Here is a 24,451-nt window from a genome sequence, read left to right as displayed (position 1 = left end):
CGGGCTTTTATTTCGGGACAAGGAATTGGCATATGAGTAAAAAGATGAAATTCACCGCTGCAACCGCATTGCTCGCTTTGTCGGGTCCGCTATATACCGCGCCCGCATGGTCACAAGATGACACCGAACTGGCCACTGCAACGGAGGCCAGTGCCGCGCCGGTGATGTCCGACAAGGACAAGAAAATGTTCGAAATGCTGGCCAAAATTTTTGAGATAAAGGACGCATCGCCAATCGCGCCGCAGCAACTGGCCCTCGCGGAAAAAACCATCGCCAAAATCATGCCACAGGGCAGCTATGGCAAGTTAATGGCTGACCTCACCAACAAGATCATGACACCGATGTTAAGCGAAGTTAGCGGTGAAGCAATGCCGGTATATGAGATAATGTCAGCCACCGGCGTATATGACGATAGCCTCGATGCATTGGACGCCGACAAACGCAAGGCGATTACCGCGCTGCTCGATCCCGAGCGGGAAGCGCGGATGGCAAAAATGGTCGATAGCTTTCAGCCGTTAATGGCAAAGGCATCAGCCGCCATCGAAGCGCCGATCCGCAAAGGCATGGCCCGCGCCTATGCCCGTAAATTCTCAGCGGCGCAATTGACCGAGCTGAACCGCTTTTTTGAAACACCAACCGGCGCTTTTTACGCCGAGCAATCCTTTGGCTTGCAAGCCGATCCTGAAGTGATGCAGGCGATGTTTGCCGCGCTGCCCGATATGATGGCTGAATTTGCCAGTGCCGGGCCGGAAATGAATGCCGGCATGGAGGAACTGTCCAAATCCAAAACAACATTGGATTTGACCGAGACGGAAATACAAAAGCTCGCCGGGCTGATGGGGGTGACCGTCGAAGCCTTGAACGAGGGTAAAGAATATCTGACGGTCGCGGATGCCGATGTAGCGACCGAGGGCGCCGAAGCTGTGGCCGCTGCTGAGGATGCGGACGCCGATCCTGCTGCCTATGAAACCGGTGAGGAACCTTGGTATGATAGCGATAATTGGACCAAATCGGAAAATGCCGCATTGACCAAATTGTCCGAAGCGCATGACAAAGCTTCGGAAAAGTCGAGCGCCGCCTATGAAGCGTGGGAAACGGAATATAACCGGCTGGTGGCGGCTTACCGCGAAAAATACAAAGCGCAAGGATGGCAACCAGAAGCCGCAGAAGCTGACCCTGCAACCGAAGCGGCAGCTGAGGTTGAGTGACCACCGGCTTCCCAATGAAATGACTGTCTAATGTGATGAATGTGATAAATTGATGAAAAGAAAACTGACATTGCTTTTGACGGCCATCGCCATGGCGGGCGCGCTGCCTGCAATGGCGCAAAGCGATGCACCGGCGGCGGTGAGCGTTCAAGATAGCGAAAAAGCGGAGCTGCTTCAGACGTTTGCCAGCCTGTATCTGGCCGAGGACATCGCTGTTCAGAGAGCAGCTAAAGTCCATGACCAGCAATTTCTGAAAGAAGTCAGCGCGGATGCTGCCAGCATGGCTGCCGAAAAGCAACATCCCGGCATGTTGGACGCTGCAATGACCGCGTCCCGGGAAGCTACGGTCACCGGATTGCGTGAAGTCGTTCCAACGATCAAAAATGCGATTGTCGCTTATGCCGACCCGCTCTTCACCGCCGATGATTTGAAGGTCATTAACGCTTTTTATATGTCAAATGAAGGCCAACGTCTGCTTCTCGGAACATTAGATAATGTTAACTCGGATAAGTTAGCCGAAGGTATAAAAAAACGCATAGCCGAGGGCGAGGAGAATGCACCGCTGCAGCAAGATGAGTTTATGGCCGAGGCGACTGTTGCCGCGATCAAAGCCATGGATGCGAACTCAATGGCAGCGGTGACCAAATTCAGCGCAACAAAGGCTGGGCAAAAATTCACCGCCAATGCCTATGGCCTCGTTACCGTCATCACCAAATCGATGAATGAAGCCATGCAGTCGATAACCCCTAAAGTGCAAGCAGCAACCAGGACCGCCGTCCAGAAATTCCTTACTGAAAAAGCAGCCGCAAAATGATACAATATGACGAATTCCACCTGCCGACAGCTGAACATGAGCGTATCGCCCGTGAAGGCATGTATCACCCGCAATTTGAAGGCGACGCTTGCGGCGTTGGCCTTGTTGCCGCAACTGATGGCAAAGCGTCACGGCGGGTTGTGGCTTCGGCCATTGACGCGCTAAAAGCGGTTTGGCACCGCGGCGCTGTTGATGCCGATGGCAAAACAGGCGACGGTGCGGGGCTTCATGTTGACCTGCCCGTCCGCTTCTTTGACGATGCTATTGCCGATAGTGGGCACCGCCCGATGCCCAACCGGCTCGCCGTAGGCATGGTGTTCCTGCCCCGCACCGATTTGTCGGCGCAGGAAAATTGCCGCACCATCGTTGAGGCTGAAATCATTGACGCGGGCTATACCATCTATGGCTGGCGTCAGGTGCCTGTCGATGTATCGGTCATCGGCGATAAGGCAAAAGCGACCCGGCCCGAGATTGAGCAGATCATGATCGCCGGGCCCATGCCCGAAGATCAAAGCGCGGTTGAGTTTGAAAAAAACCTCTATTTGATCCGCCGCCGTATCGAAAAGAAGATCATCGCGGCGCAATTGCGTGATTTCTATATCTGCTCGCTGTCATGCCAGTCGATCGTTTATAAAGGCCTATTCCTGGCGGAGAGCCTGTCGATATTCTATCCCGATTTGCAGGATGAATTGTTCGAAAGCCGCGTGGCGATTTTCCATCAGCGCTATTCGACCAACACATTCCCGCAATGGTGGCTGGCACAGCCATTCCGCAGCCTTGCCCATAATGGCGAGATCAATACAATTCGCGGCAATAAAAATTGGATGAAAAGCCATGAGATTAAAATGGCGAGCATCGCTTTTGGCGATCAATCCGACGATATAAAGCCAGTTATTCCGGCCGGATCGTCCGATACCGCCGCGCTCGACGCGGTTTTTGAAACCTTGGTGCGATCGGGCAAAGAGGGTCCGACGGCAAAGCTGATGCTGATCCCTGAAGCGTGGGCAGCCGATCCGCATATGAAACCGTCGCACAAATATATGTATGAATATATGGCGAGCGTTATGGAGCCTTGGGACGGCCCTGCTGCGCTTGCCATGACCGATGGCCGCTGGGCGGTGGCGGGTGTCGACCGCAATGCGCTGCGCCCGCTGCGTTATAGCCTGACATCGGATAATCTCCTCATCATCGGCAGCGAAACCGGCATGGTGGTCGTGCCGGAATCGACCATCACCGAAAAAGGACGGCTCGGCCCCGGGCAGATGATTGCCGTCAATCTCGATGAAGGGCAATTATACCGGGACGGAGAGTTAAAAGACCGGATCGCAAATGAACAGGATTACGCCGCTTTGGTCGGCGGGTTCCGGACAATCGGCGATTTGCCCGATGCCGAAAATACCGACGCCGACTGGAGCCGCAGCGAGCTGACCAGACGGCAGATTGCTGCGGGCATGACGATGGAAGATGTCGAAATGATCCTTGCCCCGATGATTGAGGATGGCAAGGAAGCGATAGGTTCGATGGGCGATGATACGCCGCTTGCCGTTATTAGCGACAAGCCCCGCGTCATCAGCCAGTTTTTCCGTCAGAATTTCAGCCAAGTGACCAACCCGCCAATCGACGCATTGCGCGAACGTCATGTCATGAGCCTGAAAACCCGCTTTTCCAATCTGGCCAATATTTTGGACGAAAAAAGTCAGAATGAAGATGTATTGGTGCTCGACAGCCCGGTTTTAACCAGCGGCGAATATCACCGGTTAAAGGCGGCCTTCAAAAATTCGGCAGCGGAAATAGACTGCACTTATGAAGTTGCAGCTGGTCAGGATGGCCTGCGCAGCGCGATTACCCGCATCCGCGCCGAAGCGGTGGCCGCCGTGCGGTCGGGTAAAAGCGAGCTATTCTTAACTGACGAAAATATCAATGAGGACCGCGTTGCCATTGCCATGATATTGGCGGCGGCCGCGGTGCATACCGAACTCGTCCGCGTTGGCCTGCGCAGCTATAGCTCAATCAATGTCCGCGCCGCCGAATGTCTCGACACCCATTATTTCGCGGTGCTGATCGGATCAGGCGCCACCACCGTGAACGCTTATGTTGCTGAAGCCGCGATAAAGGACCGGCATGCACGCGGCCTGCTCGGTGATATGACGTTGGAGCAGGCAACCGAAAATTTCCGCACGGCGATCAATGAAGGCTTGCTCAAAATCCTCTCGAAAATGGGCATTGCAGTAATCTCCAGCTATCGCGGCGGATATAATTTTGAAGCGGTTGGTCTGTCGCGCGCATTGGTGAACGACTTTTTCCCCGGTATGCCGAACAAAATTTCGGGCGAAGGCTATCAATCGCTATACGTCAATGCCCGCGACCGCCATGCCGATGCCTATAATAGTGCGGTGGCACGGCTGCCCGTTGGCGGTTTTTACAAACAGCGTAAAGATGGCGAGGAGCATGCCTATTCGGCGGGCCTGATGCATTTGCTGCAAAGCTCGGTCGCGAATGACAGCTACTCCACCTATGCCCAATTTGTTGCGGGTGTTCGCGAATTGCCGCCGATTTATCTGCGCGATTTGATGGAATTTAACTATGCCAAGGAACCCGTGCCGCTGGACGAGGTGGAGGCAATCACTGAAATCCGCAAACGGTTCGTAACGCCGGGAATGTCGCTGGGCGCTTTGTCACCTGAGGCGCATGAGACACTGGCCATCGCCATGAACCGCATCGGCGCAAAAGCCGTGTCGGGCGAAGGCGGCGAAGATAGCAAACGCTTCACCCCCTATGCCAATGGCGACAATGCCAACAGCGTGATCAAACAGGTCGCATCGGGCCGCTTTGGCGTGACTGCCGAATATCTGGGGTCATGCGAAGAGATTGAAATCAAGGTCGCACAAGGTGCGAAACCTGGTGAAGGCGGGCAATTGCCCGGTTTCAAAGTGACTGAAATGATCGCCAAGCTGCGCCATTCAACGCCCGGCGTAACGCTCATCTCTCCGCCGCCGCACCATGATATTTATTCGATCGAGGATCTGGCGCAGCTGATCTATGATTTGAAACAGATAAATCCGCGTGCGCGGGTTTGCGTCAAATTGGTGAGCGCTGCCGGAATTGGCACGATTGCGGCGGGCGTAGCGAAGGCCCATGCCGATGTGATCCTGATTTCCGGCAATGTCGGCGGCACCGGCGCGAGCCCGCAAACCAGCATCAAATATGCGGGTACGCCTTGGGAAATGGGTCTGTCAGAAGCCAATCAGGTGTTGACGCTCAACCGGCTGCGCCACCGCGTCAAATTGCGCACCGATGGCGGCCTGAAAACCGGGCGTGATATTGTGATCGGCGCGATTTTGGGCGCAGAGGAATTTGGTATCGGCACGCTCAGCCTGGTTGCCATGGGCTGTATCATGGTGCGCCAATGCCATAGCAACACCTGCCCCGTTGGCGTATGCGTGCAGGATGAGGCGCTGCGTAAAAAGTTCACTGGCACGCCCGAAAAAGTCATTAACCTGATGACCTTCATCGCCGAAGAAGTGCGGGAGATATTGGCGAAGCTGGGCTATCGCAGTCTGGATGAAGTGATCGGTCGTACCGAATTGCTACGCCAAGTGAGCCGCGGCGCCGAGCATCTCGATGACCTTGATCTCAACCCGATATTGGCCAAGGTCGATGCCGCCGATGAAGAGCGGCGTTTCGGTATCGAAGGCAACCGTAATGAAGTGCCCGACAGTCTGGATGCGCAGATGATTGCCGATGCCCGTCCGGTTTTCGACCGGCGCGAAAAAATGCAGCTCACCTATAATGTCCGCAACACACACCGCGCCGTGGGCACTCGTTTCTCGGCGGAAATCACACGGCTTTATGGGATGAAGGGTTTAACCGATGGCCATGTCCATGTCCGCCTGCGCGGATCGGCGGGCCAGTCACTGGGCGCATTTCTATGCCAAGGCATCACGCTCGAAGTGTTTGGCGATGCCAATGACTATGTCGGTAAAGGCTTGTCCGGCGGCACGATCATCGTCCGGCCAACGGTCAGCTCACCGCTGCAAAGTCAGGATAACAGCATCATCGGCAATACCGTGCTATATGGCGCGACATCGGGCACGCTTTATGCCGCAGGACAAGCGGGCGAACGGTTCGCGGTCCGCAATTCAGGTGCGCATGTCGTCGTTGAAGGCTGCGGTGCCAATGCCTGCGAATATATGACCGGCGGGTTGGCGGTCATATTGGGCAAAACCGGCGGCAATTTTGGCGCTGGCATGACCGGCGGCATGGCATTTGTTTTAGACGAAGACGGCGAATTTGAAAAGCGCGTCAATCCCGAAAGCCTCGTCTGGCAACGATTGGACAGCGCTCATTGGGAAGATGTGCTGAAGCAAATGGTGCAAAGCCATGCCGATAAAACCGACAGCAAATGGTCGCAAACTATCCTCGAAGACTGGGCAATTTGGCGGGATAAATTCTGGCAGATTTGTCCCAAAGAAATGGTCAGCCGTGTTGCCCATCCGCTTTCGGATAAAGAAACAGCGGTCGCGGCAGAATAGCCAGCAACACGCCGTTACATTTGTTTACGTAAATTGCGATAGGCTGAGTGAGTTGTTCAGAAACCACTCAGCCTCGCTTTGCTATCTATTTTCGTATCGGCAGACATCTGCCGCCGCATCCCGCTTGCTACAGCGGGATTAAGCCGAGGAATAGATTATGCGACCTATTGCCAAATTTATGCTGTCATCGCCGCTTGCAATCGTAGTGGCCATGTCATTCGCAGCGCCCGTCCATGCGCAAGACGTGATTTTTATACCCGGAACCGGCGAAGCTGCGCCAGCCGATGATGCGGGCAGCGGCGTTCCTTATGACAATACCGATCCACGCGCATCTAGCAGCAATGAAGAGCAGCTGCGCGGTGTCGCCGCGCGGCTGGGCGATCCCGATATGCAGGACGGCATCGCCAATATGGCAGAAAATCTGGGCGAAGTGATGATGCGCTTGCCCGTCGGTAAATTTATGAGCGCCATCGAAAAAGCGCGCCCCGGCACAGTAGATCGCGATTATGATGAAGATACAACCTTCGCTGATATGGCCGGACCAGAGGCTGAAGATTTGCCGCAGCAGCTGGGCCAACAAAGCCGCGTTGCGGTAAAGATGATGAGCGGTTTTGCCGAAGCAATTGCGCAGATCATGCCGCAGCTGGAAGAGCTGGGCCGCGATCTCGACAAAAGCATGGCGGACGTCAAAGCAAAAAGCCGCCGCTGAGTTTCCACCAACAGGGATAAAATTTCGTCACGCGTCCGGGGCTCTTTGGGTCGTAGCCACGGATGTGCCGAGCGGGTGCGGGACTGTGTTAAGCAGATCCCGCACCTTGCTTTTGCAGGCGGCAGTCAGCGATCACATATATGCCCGACAATGACTGCGATCCCTCTTTCTTTTCGGATCAATCACTCCTAACAGAAGATCATGTGGCATCTTTACCAATTTCCCTTATGTCCCTTTTCCCGTAAAACCCGCTTGCTTTTGGGAGAGAAAGGCGTCGCCTATAGCCTTGTGCGGGAAAATCCATGGGACCACCGCGACGAATTTTTGCAGATGAACCCGGCGGGCCGGACGCCTGTGATTACCGATAATCAGGGTATCATCATGGCCGACAGCGTCGCGATAACCGAATATTTTGATGAAACCGTCGATAAAAATCCGATGATCAGCGGCAGCGCGGGCTATCGCGCCGAAATTCGGCGGTTGGTCGCGTTGTTTGACCAGCAATTTTTCGGCGATGTGACCGCGCCGCTTTTGCATGAACGCATGACCAAAAGGCTGATCTACCGCCAGCCGCCGGATGCAAAGGTGCTGCGCGAAGCGATGAAGCTGGCCAATAACCATATGGATTATATCGACTATCTGATCGATCATCGCGCTTGGATCGCTGGATCGACGATCAGCATGGCCGACCTTGCCGCCGCTGCGCAAATTTCGGTCGCCGATTATCTGGGCGGGATTGATTGGACCGGGCATGAACAAACGAAAGCATGGTATGCGATGTTCAAATCGCGGCCTAGCTTCCGCCCGCTGCTGTCCGAACGGATGGAATCAATCACCCCGCCGCCGCATTATGAAATGGTCGATTTTTAACTGCGTATCAGGCGCGCACCGCGCTTAGAATATAATTCAGCGCCATATTATCCGACAGATGCAGGCCCTTGCCCGGCGTAAAGGCAATGCCGCGCATCATTTCCACCTTCATGCCATTATCCGTCAGCATCGCTTCCAATTCATCGGGGGTGAGGAACCGGTTCCAGTCATGCGTCCCGCGCGGCACTTGCCCCATGCGTTCCGCTGCCTCCACCAGTAATAGCCGCGATGCCGCCGTCCGGTTGGGCGTGGACAGCAGCAGTAACCCGTCGGGCGCAAGCCGCTCCACCAGCTGCGCCAAAAAGGCGGCCGGATCGGCGACATGTTCAATCACCTCCATGGATGACACCATATCAAACGGACCGGCCCGCAAATCCGACAGCTCGCCCGCATGATAGGCTATGTCCAACCCCGATTGTGCCGCGTGAGCGCGCGCCGCTGCGATATTTTCGGGCGCAGCATCCACCCCGGTCACCGTCCCGCCCAACCGCGCCAAAGGTTCACATAACAGGCCCGCACCGCAGCCAACATCGAGCACCCGGCGCTGCGCCAAAGGCGACCGGCTGAGCCTATCGGAGCCGAAATGCGCATCAACCGCATTGCGAATAAAGCCCAGCCGCACAGGGTTCAACCGGTGCAGCATCGCCGAGCTGCCATTCGGGTCCCACCAATCGGCGGCCAATGCACCAAAATGGGCGGCTTCTTCTGTAATAATTGTGTTATTTTTGGTCGTTGCTGCGCTTGCCTTTGTCATATCCTTTCCTTATCAGGGCGCTTCGCTTTTCAACAGCCCCTTAATAGGAAATAGCAACAAATATGGCCCGTATCGTAATGAAATTCGGCGGCACGTCCATGGCGGGCACGGAGCGCATCCGCCGCGTCGCCCAAATCGTCAAGGCGCAGGCCGATCATGGCGATGAAGTCGCGGTCGTTGTGTCGGCCATGGCAGGCGACACCGACCGGCTTGTCAATTTCTGCCGAGAAGCCAATGCGCTTTATGATCCGGCCGAATATGACGTGGTCGTGGCATCGGGTGAACAAGTCACCTCGGGCCTGCTCGCCATGACATTGCAAGCGCTGGGCTGTAAAGCGCGCAGCTGGATGGGCTGGCAAATGCCGATCCATACCGACAGCGCCTATGCCAAAGCGCGGATCGGCGATATTGACGGCGAAGCGCTGGGCGCATCGATGGCGCGCGGGGAGATTGCGGTTATTCCGGGGTTTCAGGGCCTGTCCCCCGACAACCGGATCACCACGTTGGGCCGCGGCGGATCGGATACATCGGCGGTCGCGGTTGCGGCGGCGGTGAAGGCGGATCGCTGCGATATCTACACCGATGTCGACGGCGTCTATACCACCGACCCGCGCATCGTCGCCCGCGCGCGCAAGTTGAAAGCCGTCACCTATGAAGAAATGCTGGAATTGGCCAGCGTCGGCGCCAAAGTGCTGCAGACGCGCTCTGTCGGTTTGGCATTAAAAGAGAATGTGCGGGTGCAGGTCCTCTCCTCTTTTACCGAGGAAGGCGCCCCCGATGCGAACACCATCCCTGGCACTTTGATTGTCAGCGACGAAGAATTGGAGAATTTGAACGTGGAACGGCAATTGATAACCGGCATCGCCCATGACAAGAATGAGGCGAAAGTGATCCTAACCCGCGTGCCCGACCGGCCCGGCGCGGTGGCCAGCATTTTTGAACCCTTGGCCGAGGCCAATATTAACGTCGACATGATCATTCAGAATGTGGGCCGCGACAAAGGCGAAACCGACGTCACCTTCACCTGCCCCATGGCCGACCTCGCCCGCTGTACCGAGATACTCGAAAATGCGCGCGAAAAAATCGGCTTCAACCGCATTATCACCGACACCAAAATCGCCAAGATCAGCGTCGTTGGCGTCGGCATGAAAAGCCACGCAGGCGTCGCCAGCAACATGTTCAGCGCGCTCGCCGACCGCAAAATCAACATTCAGGCCATCACCACCTCCGAAATCAAAGTCAGCGTGATTATCGACGAGGATGAGACGGAACTTGCCGTGCGGGTATTGCATACGGCCTATGGGTTGGATGCGGAGTGAGGGTGGCAAAGAGCCTAGTAAACGGTGTTATTTTGAGTTAGCCTTCAACGGAGTATGGGCGAGTCCAAGATCAAAAGCCGCAATAGAAAACTAATCCTCCAATCGGAACCCCAGTGCATATACTGCGCGGCTTCGGCGGAAACCGTCGAGCACATGCCCCCAATCACAATATTTCGTAAACGTCTTAGGCTGAGCGGCCTGGAATTTGCGTCATGCAGGGACTGCAACCATTGTACTAGAGCATCGGATGCCGCTGCCGGTTTCTTCTCAAGGTTATCACCGACCCATGAAGTCGACGAAAACGAATTAAGTGAAGCACACAAGCTTCTAGGGACTCTAGTGCAGTTGGCCCCGGGGGCAATCCGCGAGATTTTTGACGACAATAAGTCTCAGATAATCTGGGCTAAGGGTAGAAGTAAAATATTAGGTCGGATGCGTTCAATCAAACTCGATGGAGTCGTTACGCATTCGTTGATGACAGCGTTCAGTGCCAAATTGGGCATGGCATTATTTCGAGAACATGTTGGCCGACCAATGTCAGCAGGCGGGGTTTATACACAGTTCTATTTCAATGCGGGGCTGACACGGGGAATAGCAAAAAGCACGCTCGATATACTACCGCTTGTTGGCCAATTGCAGCAAGGCAAGCAATACTCTGGACGCCAGTTCAATTACCGCTATAATTGTGACGAACGATCAATAACGGCGGTATTTGCGGCGTTCCATGACAATCTTTTTGTTCGTGCGATCGCGGTTGAAGATGCTGAAACATACAGCTTCTTAATAGATGAATACAACTCCGGGTTTGTTAGCTTCGGAGGCTTGCGAGAAATATCGCATGCTTGGTCCAGCTAAACGTCTTTCTAGGGTAGAGGTTACCAAATATCAGCAACAAAGAATGGTGGCCATTTCGACATGAATGACAAGATTTGTAACAGAAGCAGCTTCACCATTCCCCGCCTGCTATCTTGATCGCTGCCAGCAGAGCCTGGTGGATTTCGGGCCGAAGTTTGCCGTTGTTGCGGAGGGAGGTCACCTAGACCGGGCGCTTCGCGGTGGAGACGAGGACAACCGGCAAGGGGACGCCGTCTCGCGTGCAAACTCTTGGGTGATTTCAGCGTCGAGTTTATCAAGTGGCGCACCCCCGGCTTCGTGCTGCTCCAACAATAATGCTTCGGCTTCCCAAGCATTTGCCGCTTTCAGTGCAATTTTACGCCGGTTTTCGAGCGGTTCGCTAGCGGCCTTCGCTCGTTGTTCGGTTGCCCGTTGCCGGCAGAAACTTGCTGGAATGCTCAGCGACGGCACGGTTAGCGTTTCATATTTTCAAGGCCGGGGATGACTCCTTGCTTGCCCGCTGATGGCGACGGAGCCGTCTTTGGTTTCGCCGCTTTAGGTTTACGAATTTCGCGGTTTGATCTTTTTTGCGCTTTGGCCATGACTTCGTCCTTCATTGATTTTATGTGATACTTCGTTCGTCAGGCGGCAATGGGCTCCGGTGTGCGGGAAACAGATACCGAGCTTGGCTTGGGTACCGGCGGCCGATAGGAGCTCGCAGCTGCAGAGGTAAGATGCCCTTCGAGGAGCGTCAGAATCTCGGTATCATCTTCGGCATCAAATTTGCGCCCAAAAAGATCGGTGCTGCGTTGCAGACTGGCGAAATCCTTCACCCCATAATTGCGCGGACGCAGTTTGATATCGCCATCTGGCACCCAATCGATCATCCGCAGATCATCATTCATCACCGTGCCTTGATCGCCGCTATTCATAATCACGGTCTGGAAAAAGGCCTCATCGGCGATGAAACTGTTGCGATAAAAGTCTTTAAAGCGCTCAGCCTTTGGGTCGTGACAGACAAATTGGCAGAAACTACGGGTCACCGCTTTCCACTGGGTACCGATAAAGGGTGTGGCGCCGGCAAGGAAAGGACGCGCGACGCCTGTCTCCGTCATTTTTCCGTCTGCCTCCACAAAAAGCTGGTTGATCCGGTTCAGAGTGTCTGGTCGCATCTTTCGCTGATCTAAGGCGCGAATAAACTGCTTGCCAGGGTTTGCGGAGAGGAACTGGCGAATATATTCTTGGCTTTTGAGCGGGAAGTCCTGACCGGACAAGTTGATATAATGGGTCCATTGGTCACCCATTTCGAGAAGGCGGGACATACCGCGCAACTCGGCATCAACAAGGCTGTAACCGCCCCAAAGCGCCTCCTTTGACTCAAGTATCTCTGCATTTTGATAGGGGGTGAGGAAGTCAGAGAGCTCTTCTGCCAAGTCGGCGCCAGAGCTTTTGTCGACGTGAATTACATAGGCATTGCCGGGCACATAAATTGCCTTAAACAGGCGTTTGAATTGCGCGGGATATCGATGCACGAGTAAGAAATAGGCGATCATATTGCTGTCCTTTCACAATCGCGCATACCGGTCTGTCAGACTCCAGGCATGGCGATTAAAATTCCTGCCTCAGGAATGCCAATCAAATGAATTTCTGATGGTGAAGAGACAATGCCGGACGGAATTTCGCTTAAACAAGCTAGACGGCTTCATTATGATATAGGCACAGCGAGCTTTCATTTCAATGCGCCGCCCGATTTTAGCAATTTCCCCAATCCTGTCGTAGGAACGTGTGGCCGCTTTATCGGCGGTATCAGTTTGGACGGCGAAACCTCACTGCCTATCGTGTCGGGCGGCTCGGATGATGCGGTCACCTCAGCAAACGCTCTGCTCCCATAAGCTATGCTGCGCTAGTCTATGCGATGCGAGCGCCCGTCACTGTCGGATTTGCAAGCAGGCGGATGTTCAAAAAAATATCCTCTGCTACTTCCATTGCTTGCGCGTCTGTGCTTATGCGGAATCAGAAATTTCCATTGCAAGGATTAACTCTCCCATGAATATCCATGAATATCAGGCCAAAGAATTGCTCGCAAAATATGGCGTTGCCGTGCCGAAGGGTATTGCCGCTATGTCCGTGGAAGAAGCGGTTGCCGCGGCGAAGCAATTGCCGGGGCCGCTATATGTGGTGAAATCGCAAATTCATGCGGGCGGACGCGGCAAGGGTAAGTTTAAGGAACTGGGTCCAGATGCCAAGGGCGGTGTGCGGCTTGCCTTCTCGCTCGATGAAGTCGAAAGCCATGCCAAGGAAATGCTCGGCAATACGCTGGTCACTATCCAAACCGGCGAAGCGGGCAAGCAGGTTAACCGTCTGTATATTACCGACGGCGCCGACATAAAAAATGAATTTTATCTGGCGCTGCTGGTTGACCGCGCGACCAGCCGCATTGCCGTTGTCGCCTCGACCGAGGGCGGAATGGATATTGAAGATGTTGCGCATAATACGCCCGAAAAGATCCATACCATCACCATCGATCCAGCCACGGGCCTGATGCCGCATCATGGCCGGGCGGTCGCAGCCGCGTTGGAGCTGGACGGCGATCTGGCCAAGCAAGCGGCGAAAATTCTCGCTGGGCTATATGCGGCATTTTTGGGCAGCGACGCTGAACAGATCGAAATTAACCCGCTCGCCATTTGCGAAGGTAAAGACGGCGATGAATTGCTGGTGCTGGATGCCAAAGTGGGCTTCGATGGCAACGCCATGTTCCGCCATAAAGATTTGGCTGAGCTGCGCGATTTGACCGAAGAAGACCCAGCAGAGGTTGAGGCGTCGGAATATGACCTCGCTTATATCAAACTCGACGGCAATATCGGCTGCATGGTCAATGGCGCAGGGCTTGCCATGGCGACGATGGACATCATCAAGCTCAACGGTGAATTTCCCGCAAACTTCCTCGATGTGGGCGGCGGCGCGTCAACAGAAAAAGTAACCGCAGCTTTCAAAATCATCCTGCGCGATCCAGCGGTAAAGGGCATCCTCGTCAATATCTTTGGCGGTATTATGAAATGCGACATCATCGCCGACGGCATTGTCGCGGCGGCCAAGGAAGTGAATTTATCCGTCCCGCTGGTGGTGCGTTTAGAAGGCACCAACGTAGAAAAGGGCAAGGAAATTTTGGCCAATAGCGGCCTTCCGATTGTGCCAGCCAATGACCTTGGCGATGCGGCGAAAAAAATTGTGGCGGAGGTGCGTAAAGCGGCTTAACTGATTCAGAGCATTCTGGAGAGGCGTTGGCATGAAAATCACGCGGCGGGAAGGAATCATAATCGCACTCAGCATGGCGGCCACCGGATGCGGTGGAGGCCAAACCGCTGGATCGACCCCGCCGCCAGTTGCCCTTACACCGCCGCCTGCACCACCGTCTCAACCGTCACCACCTGCTGCAACAGCGGGCAAATTAAAAAATGCCGCTGCTGCGAAGGGAATGCGTATCGGCTCAGCCTTTAATGCGGCGGGTCCGGCCAGCGGGTCCTATCTGAATAGCAATTATGCAAAATTGCTTGAGGCCGAATGCAACATTCTGGTGCCGGAAAATGAACTGAAATGGCAATCGATTCGCCCCAACGCCGCCGATTTTGAATTCACGCCCTTTGACAATATGCTCGCTTATGCTGAGTCCAAAAATATGGCGATGCGCGGCCATACTTTATTGTGGCATCAACCCCAATGGACGCCGGACTGGCTGAGTAACTATGATTATGGCGTAACGCCGGCGACAGAAGCAGCACGGTTGCTGACCAACCATTTGGAAACCGTGATTGCCCGTTATGGCACTCGGATCGTAAGCTTTGACGTGGTCAATGAAGCGATCAACTATGATAATAATGATGTCTATTCCGAAACATCGCTGTCCAAAGCCTTTGGCGGAACCGAGGTGATGATGGACTTCGCCTTCCGCAAGGCGCAGGAATTATTGCCGAATACGCAGCTGGTTTATAATGACTTTATGGGTTGGGAGCCAGATTTTGAAGGCCACCGCGCGTCGGTGCTTAGGTTGCTGACCGAATTGAAACGCCGGGGAACCCCGATTGATGCGCTGGGCATCCAATCGCATTTAACAACTGAGCGCACGGTCGCTGGCTCGCCGCCCCCACGTCAGGAAAGTGAATGGCGGAAATTTTTGGATGAGATCACAGCGATGGGATATGGTCTGTTGATCACGGAAATGGATGTGAATGATCAAGGGTTCACCGGCAACATTGCGGCGCGCGATCAAGCTGTTGCCGATTATGCCAAATCCTATCTGGATGTAACGCTCAGCTATTCGCAGATTAAGGACATTTTATTTTGGGGCATTTGCGATCCTTACTCTTGGCTGCAAAGCTTCAAACCGCGCACCGACGGATTGGAAAATCGCTGCACCTTGTTTGATGCCAGTTTCAAAAACAAGCCTGTTTACGATGCAATAGTCGCTGCCGTCGCCGCAGCACCCGCGCGCAGTTAAACGCAACGATAACGCTGTCACACGCATAATCGGACAAAAGCCTCCGTCTACTAAACACACTTGACGTTTACGTTAACGTCATGCATAAGGGCTTTAGCGTTATTGCCCACAGCATTCGATTCTGTCATGTCTGCCGGGTGTAAAAAAGAGAAGGAAAGCTGATGAAAATCCTCGTCCCTGTAAAGCGGGTAATCGACTATAATGTGAAACCGCGGGTGAAGCCTGATGGCAGCGGCGTTGATCTGGCCAATGTCAAAATGAGCATGAACCCGTTCGACGAAATTGCAGTCGAAGAAGCCATCCGTTTGAAAGAAGCGGGCACCGCGACCGAGATCGTGGCCGTCTCTATTGGTCCTGATAAAGCGCAAGAAACGCTGCGCACTGCGCTTGCCATGGGCGCTGACCGTGCGATCCTGATCGAGGCCGAAGATGTTGAGCCATTGGCCGTCGCCAAGCTGCTCGCCAAAGTTGTCGAAGAAGAAGCGCCCGGCCTGGTGATCCTAGGCAAACAAGCCATTGACGATGACAGCAACCAAACCGGTCAAATGCTTGCCGCTTTGCTCGGCCGTCCGCAGGGCACATTTGCCAGCAAGGTCGAAGTGTCCGGCGATAAGGTGCACGTCACCCGCGAAGTAGACGGCGGCCTCGAAACCGTGGCTTTGTCTATGCCCGCTATCGTGACCACCGATTTGCGGCTTAATGAACCGCGCTATGCATCGCTGCCCAACATTATGAAGGCCAAATCAAAGCCGATGGATAAGAAAACCCCCGCCGATTATGGTGTGGATGTTTCACCTCGGTTGACCACAACCAATGTATCCGAACCACCCGTGCGCAGCGCCGGAATAAAGGTTGAAGATGTCGCCGCGCTGGCCGCGAAGATGAAAGAAATGGGAGTAGCGTAATGAAAACACTCGTTTATGTAGAACATGACAATAGCGTTATGAAGGACGCGACCCTTGCGGTTGTGACTGCTGCGACAAAGCTAGGCGAAGTGCATGCTTTGGTAGCAGGGTCAGGATGCGGCGCAGTTGCCGAAGAAGCAGCAAAGGTTGCGGGTATCACCACTGTCCATGTCGCCGATGATGCCGCTTATGCACATCAGCTTGCGGAAAATGTTGCGCCGTTGGTGGCCAGCCTGATGGACAGCCATGACGCCTTCCTCGCGCCGGCGACCAGCCACGGCAAAAATATCGCGCCGCGCGTCGCCGCTTTGCTTGACGTGATGCAGATTAGCGATATTCTCTCGGTCGAAAGCGCGGACACCTTTACCCGTCCTATCTATGCCGGAAACGCTATCGCCACTGTGCAATCGTCGGATGCGAAAAAAGTAATTACCGTTCGCGGCACCGCGTTTGACAAAGCCGCAACCGAAGGCGGCAGCGCATCAATAGAAGCCGTATCGGCGTCGGGCGATGCCGGCCTATCCAGCTTTGTCAGCGCCGAAATTGCCAAGCAAGAGCGCCCGGAGCTGACCAGTGCGAAAATCATCGTATCGGGCGGACGCGCGTTGAAAGACGGGCCGACATTTGAAAGCACTATCTATCCGCTCGCCGATAAATTGGGCGCGGCGGTGGGTGCCAGCCGCGCGGCGGTTGATGCGGGCTATGTTCCCAACGATTATCAAGTCGGCCAAACCGGAAAGATCGTGGCCCCCGAAGTCTATATCGCCATCGGCATATCGGGCGCGATCCAGCATCTGGCGGGTATGAAAGATTCCAAGACAATCGTTGCGATCAATAAAGACGAAGACGCGCCGATTTTCCAAGTTGCCGATATAGGCTTGGTCGCGGATCTGTTTAATGCGGTACCGGAATTGACCGCCAGCCTGTAAGCAACCGCTCGCTGGTTTTTGGATATTACAAAGAAAGGCGGCGGTAATAGCCGCCTTTTTTATTGTGTCCATTTGGCCGTATCAAATATCTGTTGCAGGATTATTTGCATTTGATATTTTTAGGATATGAGTAAATATATTCTGCGCCTTGCTGCTACGCTCACTGGCTTAGCGATCGTTACATCTCCTGCGCTTGCCGCAAAAGCGCCCTTGGTGCTGGAGCCCAGTTTGAAATGGATTGTGGATTATAAAGACGAAGGCTGCCGCCTGGTGCGCACCTTTGGTCCCAAAGACAATGAAGTGATGTTCGTAGCGAGCCGGTACGCCCCCGGGGATACATTCAAGCTCACTATCGCGGGTAAGCCTGTAAAATTGAGCAGCGCGCAAAAGCCAGTTCACTTCCAGTTCGGTCCCACAGAAGCGGATCAGGAAAAGGGATTTTTCATCGGCGAATTGGGAAAAGGTAATCCTGCTATTATTGTGGCTGGCGGCATGCTGATCGGCCCGCTGCCCGGACCTAAAATTGATACCTACCGGAGTTCAAATGACGGGTCACCTCAAACAGAAAAAGCTTTCCCGAGTGATCGTTATGCGGCGGTGCAACAACTGGTCATTGGTAAGCCATTGAGGCAGAGCGTGATTTTGCGAACCGGTCCGCTTGATAAAGCCTTTGCAGCGATGGACCAATGCATCGACAACCTGATTACTTACTGGGGCATCGATCCGGAAAAGCACAGGACACTAACCCGTTATGCCGTCCCGGCGAGTAACCCTGGTAATTGGGTGCGCGCGGATGACTATCCGCGCGATATGTTGTTCAGCGGACAAGCCGCGATTGTAGAATTTCGACTAAATGTAGGCTCGGACGGACAACCCAGTGCCTGCAATATCCAAGCGACTACCCGTCCAAAGGAATTTGACGACGCAGTTTGTAAGTCTTTAATGAAGCGCGCGAGTTTCGAACCAGCGCTCGACTCGGCTGGCCAGCCAATGAATAGTTTTTGGACAAATACTGTCATATTCCAATTGCCCGGCCTGCAACCGTAAAGCGGCTTCGATGGTCTTTTCATTTTCTATCCGATATGTCACACAGGCTCACCACTACTTGAAATTAGGAACCTCAAAATGAAAATTTCTAACCTCTGTCTGGCACTGGGATGTGTGGTGGCGTTATCCGGCTGCGACGCTTTTAACAGCAGTTTTAACGAACAATTTGATAAACAGTTTCGGGAACAATGTGTGAAGGCCGCAACTGGTAAAGGCGCGCCGGAGGCTGTCGCGTCGCAGGCCTGTAATTGCACCATGGACAAGTTGAAAGAAGGCAAATCGGAAACCGAATTCAATATGCCGTCCGCCGATGAACAGATGGAAGCGATGAAAAGCTGCGCTGCTGAAATGGGTTTGCAGATACCGGGCTAGCGTCAGGACGTCAATTAAGCGACATTGAGGCCGCGTGAGTTCAATTTGCTGCTACGGCCAAATCGGCGGGCAATGTCGGTTCACTGATCACAGCCTCCATGCGTTTCCAGCGTAGAGCCACATCGGCTCCGCCCGCTTCTATATAAGCGCGGACCATATCCAGCCCAAGGCCGTAATTTATGACATAGCTGCGATATTGTTCAGTGAAGCGGATCGATTGTTCGGCACGCGGGCGGGTAAGTAGCTGATATTTTTGGGCCAGCGCAATCGCTTCTTCGCGCCCAATCTTGGCGTCCAAATATAGCTGTGCGATGGTTAACCGCGCGCCTGACAAAGAAGTAAGCAATTGTGTCAATTTGGCGCTGCGTTCTGCGTCTGCTGCGGCTATTCCCGCCAAGGGTGCGAGTATGTCGCGTTCAAATTCCATTTTCTCATCACCGGGAAAGGCCAGTTCGATCCCGTAATTGGCGCTACCCTCCGCGATCAGGCTTTGCGGCGAATAGAGCGGATAGACGCTAAATTCCCGCCATCCTTTGGCGATAGACAAACGCTGTTCCAGCAACATGTTGAGCGCGTGATGGCCGGGATAGCCCTCATGACAGCCAAGATCGACCGCACGGCTTAGCCGTATGGGCAAATCGGTGTTGATCTGGATCAGGCTGTTATAGCTGCCCTGATAATAATTATAACCGGACCAGCTTTTCCCGGTCACAAATTCCATCTTGAAGCTCTCACCATCGGGTAAGTCAATATAAGCCTCGGTCCGCGCCTTGCACTCCGCAATCGCGCGGTCAAACACAGGCTGCAGCCGATCCGGCGCAATTGTTACCTTGGCCTGCGCAGCTTCTATCCGGTCGGACAGGCTGCCTTCTCCGGGCAAAAGCTTTTCCAGCGCGGCAAGGTCATCATCATAGCTGCTCAGCGGTTCCAATAGCGGCCGCACAGCAAAAAGCCGCTCGGCCTCCTCGGCAAAAGAAAATTTTTGCCCATTGGCCATGAGCAAGCGGGTCTCTGCAGCGCGCAGCTGCCCTGCAAGGAAACGGGTGCGCCGGAGTGTATCAGGATTGCGCGACTGGGTTGCGGCATCTTGCACAGCGCTCAAAAGCTGCCTCGTTTCCGCTAGCAGCTGCGCCCTTTCTTTGGGCGGACTCCCGCCTACTGGTTTCCATTCGTCCGGGCCATAATAGGCATCGATATAGCCGTCTTCTTGCGCCCCGATTTCGAGGCTCAACTTCACATATTGCACAGCCAGTTCATCGATAGCAGATACCGGCGAAGCAATTTGGGCGGGCGGCTTGGTCACCGGCGCGCAGGCCGTGATAGCGTACGCAGCGGCCAAGGTAGCCAAGCACCGCATCCTATAACTTTAATGCTGGTTCGGTTACCCCTTGGACATCGCCGTCGCTTTCAATCTCTCCTGCCTCTTCGGCCTCAATTTTATCGTGATGTTCATGTAGCGGTGCAAAGCGTAGGATCAAAAATCCGACAATCGCCGACAATATCGACCCCATCAAAATCCCGATTTTCGCCTCTTCCCGCAACAGCGCCGATGCCGCGTCTTTTCCGGGGAAAGCAAGTTCGCCGATAAATAGGCTCATGGTAAAACCAATACCGCAGAACATGGCGACCGCATAGATTTGCAGCCAGGTCGCGCCGCGCAATTTGCTGGCAAAGCCGGTTTTAACAGCCAGCCAAACCGCGCCGAAAATACCCAATTGCTTGCCAAGGAATAAGCCGAGCGCAATGCCCAGCGGCAATGGCGCGAAAATTTCTTCGAGGCCAATGCCGCTAATATCGACACCGGCATTGGCAAAACCAAATATCGGGATGATTACATAAGCGCTCCATGGATGGATGGCATGCTCCAAGATATGCAGCGGGCTATCCTTGGCATCGGGAGCACCGGGGGTAACAATGATCGGAATCATCATCGCAGCCAGCACACCGGCAATGGTTGCGTGCACACCCGATTGCAGAACTGCGAACCATAATATGACCGACAATATCAAATAGACTGGGATATTTTTGACGCCGCCCTTGTTGAGCAAATACATCACACCCAAAATCGCTGCTGACCCCAATATCCATGCGGTTTTAAGCGACGGTGTATAGACAAGCGCGATGATCGCCACCGCGCCCATGTCATCCACAATCGCTACCGTTACGAGGAATAACTTCAGAGACGTTGGCGCTTTTTTCCCCAGCAGCGCCAGAACACCGATGGCAAAGGCAATGTCGGTCGCGGCTGGAATGGCCCAGCCATTTTGTAGCTCCGGCATATCCCGCGTTACAAACAGAAAGACCAAGGCGGGGAAAATCATGCCTGCTGCGGCTGCAACAACGGGCAAGCGGCGCTTTTCCCAGCTGGACAGGCGGCCATCGACAAATTCCCGTTTGATTTCGAGCCCGACCAGAAAGAAGAATATGGCCATCAATCCGTCATTGATCCACAAATGAACGGTCATCGGTCCCAGCTTATCATTCAGGACCGGACCCGATGGATTATGCAATATATGCCGATATGTATCGCCAAATGCGCTATTGGCGATAAACATGGCAAGCGCAGCGGCGAGCATCAATATGACGCCGCCCGCAGCTTCGCTTTTCAAAAAGTCACGTAGGGCGGAGGGACGTTTTTCGGCCATTTTTGATAAATTATTCATGGCAAGGTTAATGCCGCGCCGGGCATTTGAGATCAAGCAAATCCGTGCCAAAACAGCATTTCAATTTGTATTTTGTTAAATTCTTGCGCAAAAGCTGTGATAGTCGTTATAAAACTGGCTTGTTAAAAATGACAGGGCGCAAATTGAATTTATTCGAAACGATGTGGGGGGCCAATGGCTGATGGCCGGTAAAAAACAGCCTAAACTGACCGAGGGGCAAAAAGAGTGCCTGCGGCTGGTTGATCAATTGCTGACATCCAAAGAAATCGCACGTCGGCTCAATATTTCTCCCTTCACGGTGGACCAACGATTGGATGCCGCTCGGCGTAAGTTGAATGCCGCAAACCGCAAGGATGCCGCTCGAATATTCGCCGAGCAGGATAAAAAGCCTGTATCCGAACGTTTTGTATACGAAGCACAGCCTGTTGAAACCCCGTCCAATTCGGCCAAATTGAGCGGGCCGAGCGAACAGGAAGGAGGCAGTTCAGGCGATTCCAGATCAGGTGCAGGGGAATGGGTTATATTTCCTGGACTGGGCAATGAAGGAAATTTTTTGCGGTTCACGTTACCGGTTTTGGGAGGCGAGCAGCATAATTATTCTAAGTTGGAAGTCGCATCAGCGATAATGAAGACGGCGCTGTTTTCAATCTTGTCGATTAGCGCATTGACGATCATCATTGTCGGATTGATGAAGGTTTTGGGATAATCTGAATATTGTTTCGCGCGTTTGGCAATTCTTTAGGTAAAGGAGTTGTAAATGACCAAGCTGGACTATCATGATGCGCAAAATGTTTCTGATAATATTATCGCAACTCACCAAGCGTTGGACGAAGCTTTGCTGAAATTTTCTGCGCTGACTGAATCGATGATTTGCGCCAGCAGGACCGCCAATATGCCCGCCGCGGAAAGCCAAAAGGCGCTTGAGGCTGTAACAGACGGCATTTCCGGATTGATGGCGAGCCGCCGCGGCTTTGTCTCTGCTCATAAACATATGATCATCGTGCGCAACCACAGCAACCATCAAGTCACCGATTTTGGCTGCTTGAGCGGCGATGGTCCCGTTAAGGGCAAGTCTCCACTTCGCGTGGCGGCCTGACCGGCACAGCATGCTTGGCCGGCTCACTCCAGAACTTGCTGGTCAAGCATGCTGCTGCAAATAACTTTTGCTTTAATGTTATTCTTAAGCTGCGGATATGCAGCAATTTTTGGGGGTAAGGCCGGCCGATATTCCGCCATCACCTTTATTTGCGCGGCTGTGGCCAGTGCGATCCCGTCAGGATATTTCAAATGGCAATCAACATATATGGCGATATTTTGGATCGATTTGCTGTGCTTCTTATGCCTGTTATATTTGGCAATGCGGTTCAATCGGGGTTGGCTAATTTGGTGCGCGGGGCTGCAGCTGGCCGCATTGGTAACCCATTTCGCCACCGTTGTGGCACCGAATTATTCGCCGGTCGTGTATCAGGCGTTAATCGAATTTTGGAGCGTCCCCATATTGTTGGTGATGGTCGCTGGCATCATGCTCGACCAGAAGGTTATGCGCAAATAACCCGTTTGGGCAGGGGGCAGCGCTGATCCATGGGCGCAGCCTTCGTCTGGACGGAATTTTTCCTGCATGAACTGCTATTATTCAGTGCAATATGGTTTCTGATTGGTGCAATTGATGATGTTCTGATCGACATTATTTGGATCGTGCGCCGCATTTACCGGCGGCTGCGCTATTATCATACAGTCAAGCCAATGCGGGCTAGTGATTTGCCAAAGCCGGATAAGCAAGGGAATCTCGCGATATTTGTCGCCGCATGGCAAGAGGCGGCGGTGATCGGCGATATGCTGCGCCAATGCCAAAAAGCCTGGGTGCATCACGCCAATCACAATATATATGTCGGTTGCTATCCCAATGACAAAAATACAATTTCGGCTGTGCTCGCCGCCGGTGAGGTAAATGATGCGGTAAAGTTGGTCATTTGTCACCAACCCGGCCCAACCACCAAAGCCGATTGCCTGAATAATCTGTGGCGAGCCATGGCGGCGGATGAGCTTAAACATGGATATAAGTATAAGGCGGTAATCCTGCATGATGCCGAAGACATGGTCGATCCCGATGAGCTGACTATTTATGACCGGTTGATTGAAAAAAACCATGTGGTGCAATTGCCCGTTATTCCGGTTCGCGTCGCCGGATCCCGCTGGATTAGCGGCCATTATTGCGACGAATTTGCCGAAGCGCATGGCAAGTCGCTGGTGGTCCGCGAAGCGATCGGTGCTGCTATTCCGCTTGCGGGCGTGGGCTGTGCCATTGACCGCAATATTTTGGGCCGGATCGCGCTTGCGACCGGACATCGGCCATTTGATGAAGGCAGTTTGACCGAAGATTATGAACTGGGGTTGAAAATTGGGCAACAAGATGGCCGCACGATATTGGCGCGGATCGTCAATGATGACGGCGTTCTAATTGGCACCCGCGCCTGTTTTCCTGATATATTGGAAGCCGCCGTCCGTCAGAAAGCACGCTGGATAATGGGAATATCGCTATCCGGATGGGACCGGATGGGCTGGGGCAAGACTATCGCAGAAAATTGGATGATATTGCGCGACCGGCGGGCGATATTTTCCGCCATTATTTTGGCGTCGGCCTATATTTGCATCATCCTGACCGCTCTATTGGCATTGGCATATATTATTGGCGGATATGCTTGGACGGGGCTGCCTCCATTTACCTATCTGCTGCTGACGATCAATGGCGGCTTCTTGATTTGGCGAATGGCCCTAAGAATCTTTTTTGTTGGACGGCTATATGGCTGGGCCGAGGCTTTTTACTCAGTCCCCCGGATTTTCATCGCCAACATCATATCGTTGATGGCCGCGCGTAAGGCGATTATGGATTATGCCTATCATTGCTTCGGCGGGCGTCCGCTCAGTTGGGACAAAACGGAGCACAGCCATTTTCCAGAAATGAACCGCCATGGCTGAACGGACCGGGCGGCCTTTAATATT

23 protein-coding genes are annotated in these 24,451 nt (G+C 53.7%); 17 read left to right on the top strand and 6 right to left on the bottom strand.

All coding sequences use genetic code 11. The annotated features are described in order from the left end of the window. Positions 1-32 precede the first annotated feature (32 nt). From ACFOWX_RS02380 to ACFOWX_RS02360, 5 genes are all read left to right on the top strand, one after another. A complete protein-coding gene (locus ACFOWX_RS02380; RefSeq protein ID WP_381420908.1) occupies positions 33-1,208 on the top strand; it encodes a hypothetical protein in 1,176 nt (391 codons plus the stop codon). Positions 1,209-1,260: 52 nt separating this feature from the next. Beyond that, on the top strand, positions 1,261-2,022 hold the full coding sequence (locus ACFOWX_RS02375; RefSeq protein WP_381420906.1) for a hypothetical protein: 762 nt from the start codon (positions 1,261-1,263) through the stop codon (positions 2,020-2,022). Further along, positions 2,019-6,554 carry a glutamate synthase large subunit gene (gene gltB, locus ACFOWX_RS02370; protein ID WP_381420904.1) on the top strand — a complete coding sequence of 1,512 codons (4,536 nt, stop codon included), beginning with the start codon at positions 2,019-2,021 and terminating at the stop codon, positions 6,552-6,554. Before ACFOWX_RS02375 ends, gltB begins: the two co-directional genes overlap by 4 nt. A 157-nt stretch (positions 6,555-6,711) precedes the next feature. Beyond that, positions 6,712-7,263: a hypothetical protein gene (locus ACFOWX_RS02365; protein WP_381420902.1), complete on the top strand. Its 552-nt coding sequence runs from the start codon at positions 6,712-6,714 to the stop codon at positions 7,261-7,263. Positions 7,264-7,464: 201 nt separating this feature from the next. Beyond that, on the top strand, positions 7,465-8,133 hold the full coding sequence (locus tag ACFOWX_RS02360) for a glutathione S-transferase family protein (protein WP_381420900.1): 669 nt from the start codon (positions 7,465-7,467) through the stop codon (positions 8,131-8,133). A gap of 7 nt (positions 8,134-8,140) precedes the next feature. Here the strand turns inward: ACFOWX_RS02360 and ubiG are convergent, their stop codons facing one another. Beyond that, complete coding sequence (gene ubiG / locus ACFOWX_RS02355; RefSeq protein ID WP_381420898.1) at positions 8,141-8,887, bottom strand: bifunctional 2-polyprenyl-6-hydroxyphenol methylase/3-demethylubiquinol 3-O-methyltransferase UbiG; 747 nt, start codon at positions 8,885-8,887, stop codon at positions 8,141-8,143. A gap of 62 nt (positions 8,888-8,949) precedes the next feature. Between ubiG and ACFOWX_RS02350 the strand changes: the two genes are divergently transcribed. Both ACFOWX_RS02350 and ACFOWX_RS02345 read left to right on the top strand, forming a co-directional pair. After that, positions 8,950-10,206, top strand: a complete 1,257-nt coding sequence (locus ACFOWX_RS02350) for an aspartate kinase (protein WP_381420896.1) — start codon at positions 8,950-8,952, stop codon at positions 10,204-10,206. 339 nt (positions 10,207-10,545) lie between these two features. Beyond that, entirely contained in the window at positions 10,546-11,061 is a 516-nt protein-coding gene (locus ACFOWX_RS02345) for a hypothetical protein (RefSeq protein ID WP_381420894.1), read from the top strand. A 452-nt stretch (positions 11,062-11,513) separates the two neighbouring features. Here ACFOWX_RS02345 and ACFOWX_RS02340 read toward each other — a convergent pair whose 3' ends face one another. Both ACFOWX_RS02340 and ACFOWX_RS02335 read right to left on the bottom strand, forming a co-directional pair. Next, the gene (locus ACFOWX_RS02340) at positions 11,514-11,642 is read right to left on the bottom strand and encodes a hypothetical protein (protein ID WP_381420892.1); all 129 of its coding nucleotides are present in this window, start codon (positions 11,640-11,642) and stop codon (positions 11,514-11,516) included. A 39-nt stretch (positions 11,643-11,681) separates the two neighbouring features. Next, positions 11,682-12,593 (bottom strand): beta-1,6-N-acetylglucosaminyltransferase, encoded by a 912-nt coding sequence (locus ACFOWX_RS02335; protein ID WP_381420890.1) that lies wholly within the window; start codon positions 12,591-12,593, stop codon positions 11,682-11,684. A gap of 493 nt (positions 12,594-13,086) precedes the next feature. Here ACFOWX_RS02335 and sucC point away from each other — a divergent pair, with 493 nt between their 5' ends. The 6 genes from sucC (at position 13,087) to ACFOWX_RS02305 (ending at position 18,788) form a co-directional block, all read left to right on the top strand. Further along, entirely contained in the window at positions 13,087-14,295 is a 1,209-nt protein-coding gene (gene sucC, locus ACFOWX_RS02330) for an ADP-forming succinate--CoA ligase subunit beta (protein WP_381420888.1), read from the top strand. Positions 14,296-14,326: 31 nt separating this feature from the next. Further along, the gene (locus ACFOWX_RS02325; protein WP_381420886.1) at positions 14,327-15,535 is read left to right on the top strand and encodes an endo-1,4-beta-xylanase; all 1,209 of its coding nucleotides are present in this window, start codon (positions 14,327-14,329) and stop codon (positions 15,533-15,535) included. A 161-nt stretch (positions 15,536-15,696) separates the two neighbouring features. Then, complete coding sequence (locus tag ACFOWX_RS02320) at positions 15,697-16,440, top strand: electron transfer flavoprotein subunit beta/FixA family protein (protein WP_381420884.1); 744 nt, start codon at positions 15,697-15,699, stop codon at positions 16,438-16,440. Next, positions 16,440-17,369, top strand: coding sequence for an electron transfer flavoprotein subunit alpha/FixB family protein (locus ACFOWX_RS02315; protein WP_381420882.1), 930 nt, complete (start codon positions 16,440-16,442; stop codon positions 17,367-17,369). Before ACFOWX_RS02320 ends, ACFOWX_RS02315 begins: the two co-directional genes overlap by 1 nt. Positions 17,370-17,495: 126 nt before the next feature. Then, positions 17,496-18,416, top strand: coding sequence for an energy transducer TonB (locus ACFOWX_RS02310; RefSeq protein ID WP_381420880.1), 921 nt, complete (start codon positions 17,496-17,498; stop codon positions 18,414-18,416). A 78-nt stretch (positions 18,417-18,494) separates the two neighbouring features. After that, entirely contained in the window at positions 18,495-18,788 is a 294-nt protein-coding gene (locus ACFOWX_RS02305) for a hypothetical protein (protein ID WP_381420878.1), read from the top strand. A 40-nt stretch (positions 18,789-18,828) separates the two neighbouring features. Here ACFOWX_RS02305 and ACFOWX_RS02300 read toward each other — a convergent pair whose 3' ends face one another. After that, on the bottom strand, positions 18,829-20,136 hold the full coding sequence (locus ACFOWX_RS02300) for a hypothetical protein (RefSeq protein WP_381420876.1): 1,308 nt from the start codon (positions 20,134-20,136) through the stop codon (positions 18,829-18,831). Between the two features lie 10 nt (positions 20,137-20,146). Beyond that, entirely contained in the window at positions 20,147-21,433 is a 1,287-nt protein-coding gene (nhaA, locus tag ACFOWX_RS02295) for a Na+/H+ antiporter NhaA (RefSeq protein ID WP_381421071.1), read from the bottom strand. A 199-nt stretch (positions 21,434-21,632) separates the two neighbouring features. Here nhaA and ACFOWX_RS02290 point away from each other — a divergent pair, with 199 nt between their 5' ends. Together ACFOWX_RS02290 and ACFOWX_RS02285 are read left to right on the top strand one after the other, a co-directional pair. After that, positions 21,633-22,157 (top strand): response regulator transcription factor, encoded by a 525-nt coding sequence (locus ACFOWX_RS02290; protein WP_381420874.1) that lies wholly within the window; start codon positions 21,633-21,635, stop codon positions 22,155-22,157. Positions 22,158-22,208: 51 nt separating this feature from the next. Continuing rightward, the gene (locus ACFOWX_RS02285; RefSeq protein ID WP_381420872.1) at positions 22,209-22,547 is read left to right on the top strand and encodes a hypothetical protein; all 339 of its coding nucleotides are present in this window, start codon (positions 22,209-22,211) and stop codon (positions 22,545-22,547) included. Between the two features lie 23 nt (positions 22,548-22,570). Here the strand turns inward: ACFOWX_RS02285 and ACFOWX_RS02280 are convergent, their stop codons facing one another. Continuing rightward, positions 22,571-22,738, bottom strand: coding sequence for a hypothetical protein (locus ACFOWX_RS02280; RefSeq protein WP_381420870.1), 168 nt, complete (start codon positions 22,736-22,738; stop codon positions 22,571-22,573). A gap of 16 nt (positions 22,739-22,754) precedes the next feature. Between ACFOWX_RS02280 and ACFOWX_RS02275 the strand changes: the two genes are divergently transcribed. Both ACFOWX_RS02275 and ACFOWX_RS02270 read left to right on the top strand, forming a co-directional pair. Beyond that, entirely contained in the window at positions 22,755-23,003 is a 249-nt protein-coding gene (locus tag ACFOWX_RS02275; RefSeq protein WP_381420868.1) for a hypothetical protein, read from the top strand. Between the two features lie 29 nt (positions 23,004-23,032). Further along, the gene (locus ACFOWX_RS02270; protein ID WP_381420866.1) at positions 23,033-24,427 is read left to right on the top strand and encodes a glycosyl transferase family protein; all 1,395 of its coding nucleotides are present in this window, start codon (positions 23,033-23,035) and stop codon (positions 24,425-24,427) included. The last annotated feature ends 24 nt before the right edge of the window (positions 24,428-24,451 follow it).

The sequence above is a fragment of the Sphingorhabdus arenilitoris genome (assembly GCF_042651485.1).
Lineage (GTDB): Bacteria > Pseudomonadota > Alphaproteobacteria > Sphingomonadales > Sphingomonadaceae > Sphingorhabdus_B > Sphingorhabdus_B arenilitoris.
This window is presented reverse-complemented; position numbering and strand designations above follow the sequence as displayed.

Excerpts from the sequence above, each read along its gene's own strand:
- ACFOWX_RS02375 (WP_381420906.1), top strand. The coding sequence starts at position 1,261 with ATGAAAAGAAAACTGACATTGCTTTTGACGGCCATCGCCATGGCGGGC.
- ACFOWX_RS02350 (WP_381420896.1), top strand. The coding sequence starts at position 8,950 with ATGGCCCGTATCGTAATGAAATTCGGCGGCACGTCCATGGCGGGCACG.
- ACFOWX_RS02325 (WP_381420886.1), top strand. The coding sequence starts at position 14,327 with ATGAAAATCACGCGGCGGGAAGGAATCATAATCGCACTCAGCATGGCG.
- ubiG (WP_381420898.1), bottom strand. The coding sequence starts at position 8,887 with ATGACAAAGGCAAGCGCAGCAACGACCAAAAATAACACAATTATTACA.
- ACFOWX_RS02270 (WP_381420866.1), top strand. The coding sequence starts at position 23,033 with ATGGGCGCAGCCTTCGTCTGGACGGAATTTTTCCTGCATGAACTGCTA.
- ACFOWX_RS02380 (WP_381420908.1), top strand. The coding sequence starts at position 33 with ATGAGTAAAAAGATGAAATTCACCGCTGCAACCGCATTGCTCGCTTTG.
- ACFOWX_RS02275 (WP_381420868.1), top strand. The coding sequence starts at position 22,755 with ATGGCGATATTTTGGATCGATTTGCTGTGCTTCTTATGCCTGTTATAT.
- gltB (WP_381420904.1), top strand. The coding sequence starts at position 2,019 with ATGATACAATATGACGAATTCCACCTGCCGACAGCTGAACATGAGCGT.
- ACFOWX_RS02340 (WP_381420892.1), bottom strand. The coding sequence starts at position 11,642 with ATGGCCAAAGCGCAAAAAAGATCAAACCGCGAAATTCGTAAACCTAAA.
- ACFOWX_RS02290 (WP_381420874.1), top strand. The coding sequence starts at position 21,633 with ATGGCCGGTAAAAAACAGCCTAAACTGACCGAGGGGCAAAAAGAGTGC.
- ACFOWX_RS02315 (WP_381420882.1), top strand. The coding sequence starts at position 16,440 with ATGAAAACACTCGTTTATGTAGAACATGACAATAGCGTTATGAAGGAC.
- sucC (WP_381420888.1), top strand. The coding sequence starts at position 13,087 with ATGAATATCCATGAATATCAGGCCAAAGAATTGCTCGCAAAATATGGC.
- ACFOWX_RS02365 (WP_381420902.1), top strand. The coding sequence starts at position 6,712 with ATGCGACCTATTGCCAAATTTATGCTGTCATCGCCGCTTGCAATCGTA.
- ACFOWX_RS02360 (WP_381420900.1), top strand. The coding sequence starts at position 7,465 with ATGTGGCATCTTTACCAATTTCCCTTATGTCCCTTTTCCCGTAAAACC.
- ACFOWX_RS02335 (WP_381420890.1), bottom strand. The coding sequence starts at position 12,593 with ATGATCGCCTATTTCTTACTCGTGCATCGATATCCCGCGCAATTCAAA.
- nhaA (WP_381421071.1), bottom strand. The coding sequence starts at position 21,433 with ATGGCCGAAAAACGTCCCTCCGCCCTACGTGACTTTTTGAAAAGCGAA.
- ACFOWX_RS02320 (WP_381420884.1), top strand. The coding sequence starts at position 15,697 with ATGAAAATCCTCGTCCCTGTAAAGCGGGTAATCGACTATAATGTGAAA.
- ACFOWX_RS02310 (WP_381420880.1), top strand. The coding sequence starts at position 17,496 with ATGAGTAAATATATTCTGCGCCTTGCTGCTACGCTCACTGGCTTAGCG.
- ACFOWX_RS02305 (WP_381420878.1), top strand. The coding sequence starts at position 18,495 with ATGAAAATTTCTAACCTCTGTCTGGCACTGGGATGTGTGGTGGCGTTA.
- ACFOWX_RS02285 (WP_381420872.1), top strand. The coding sequence starts at position 22,209 with ATGACCAAGCTGGACTATCATGATGCGCAAAATGTTTCTGATAATATT.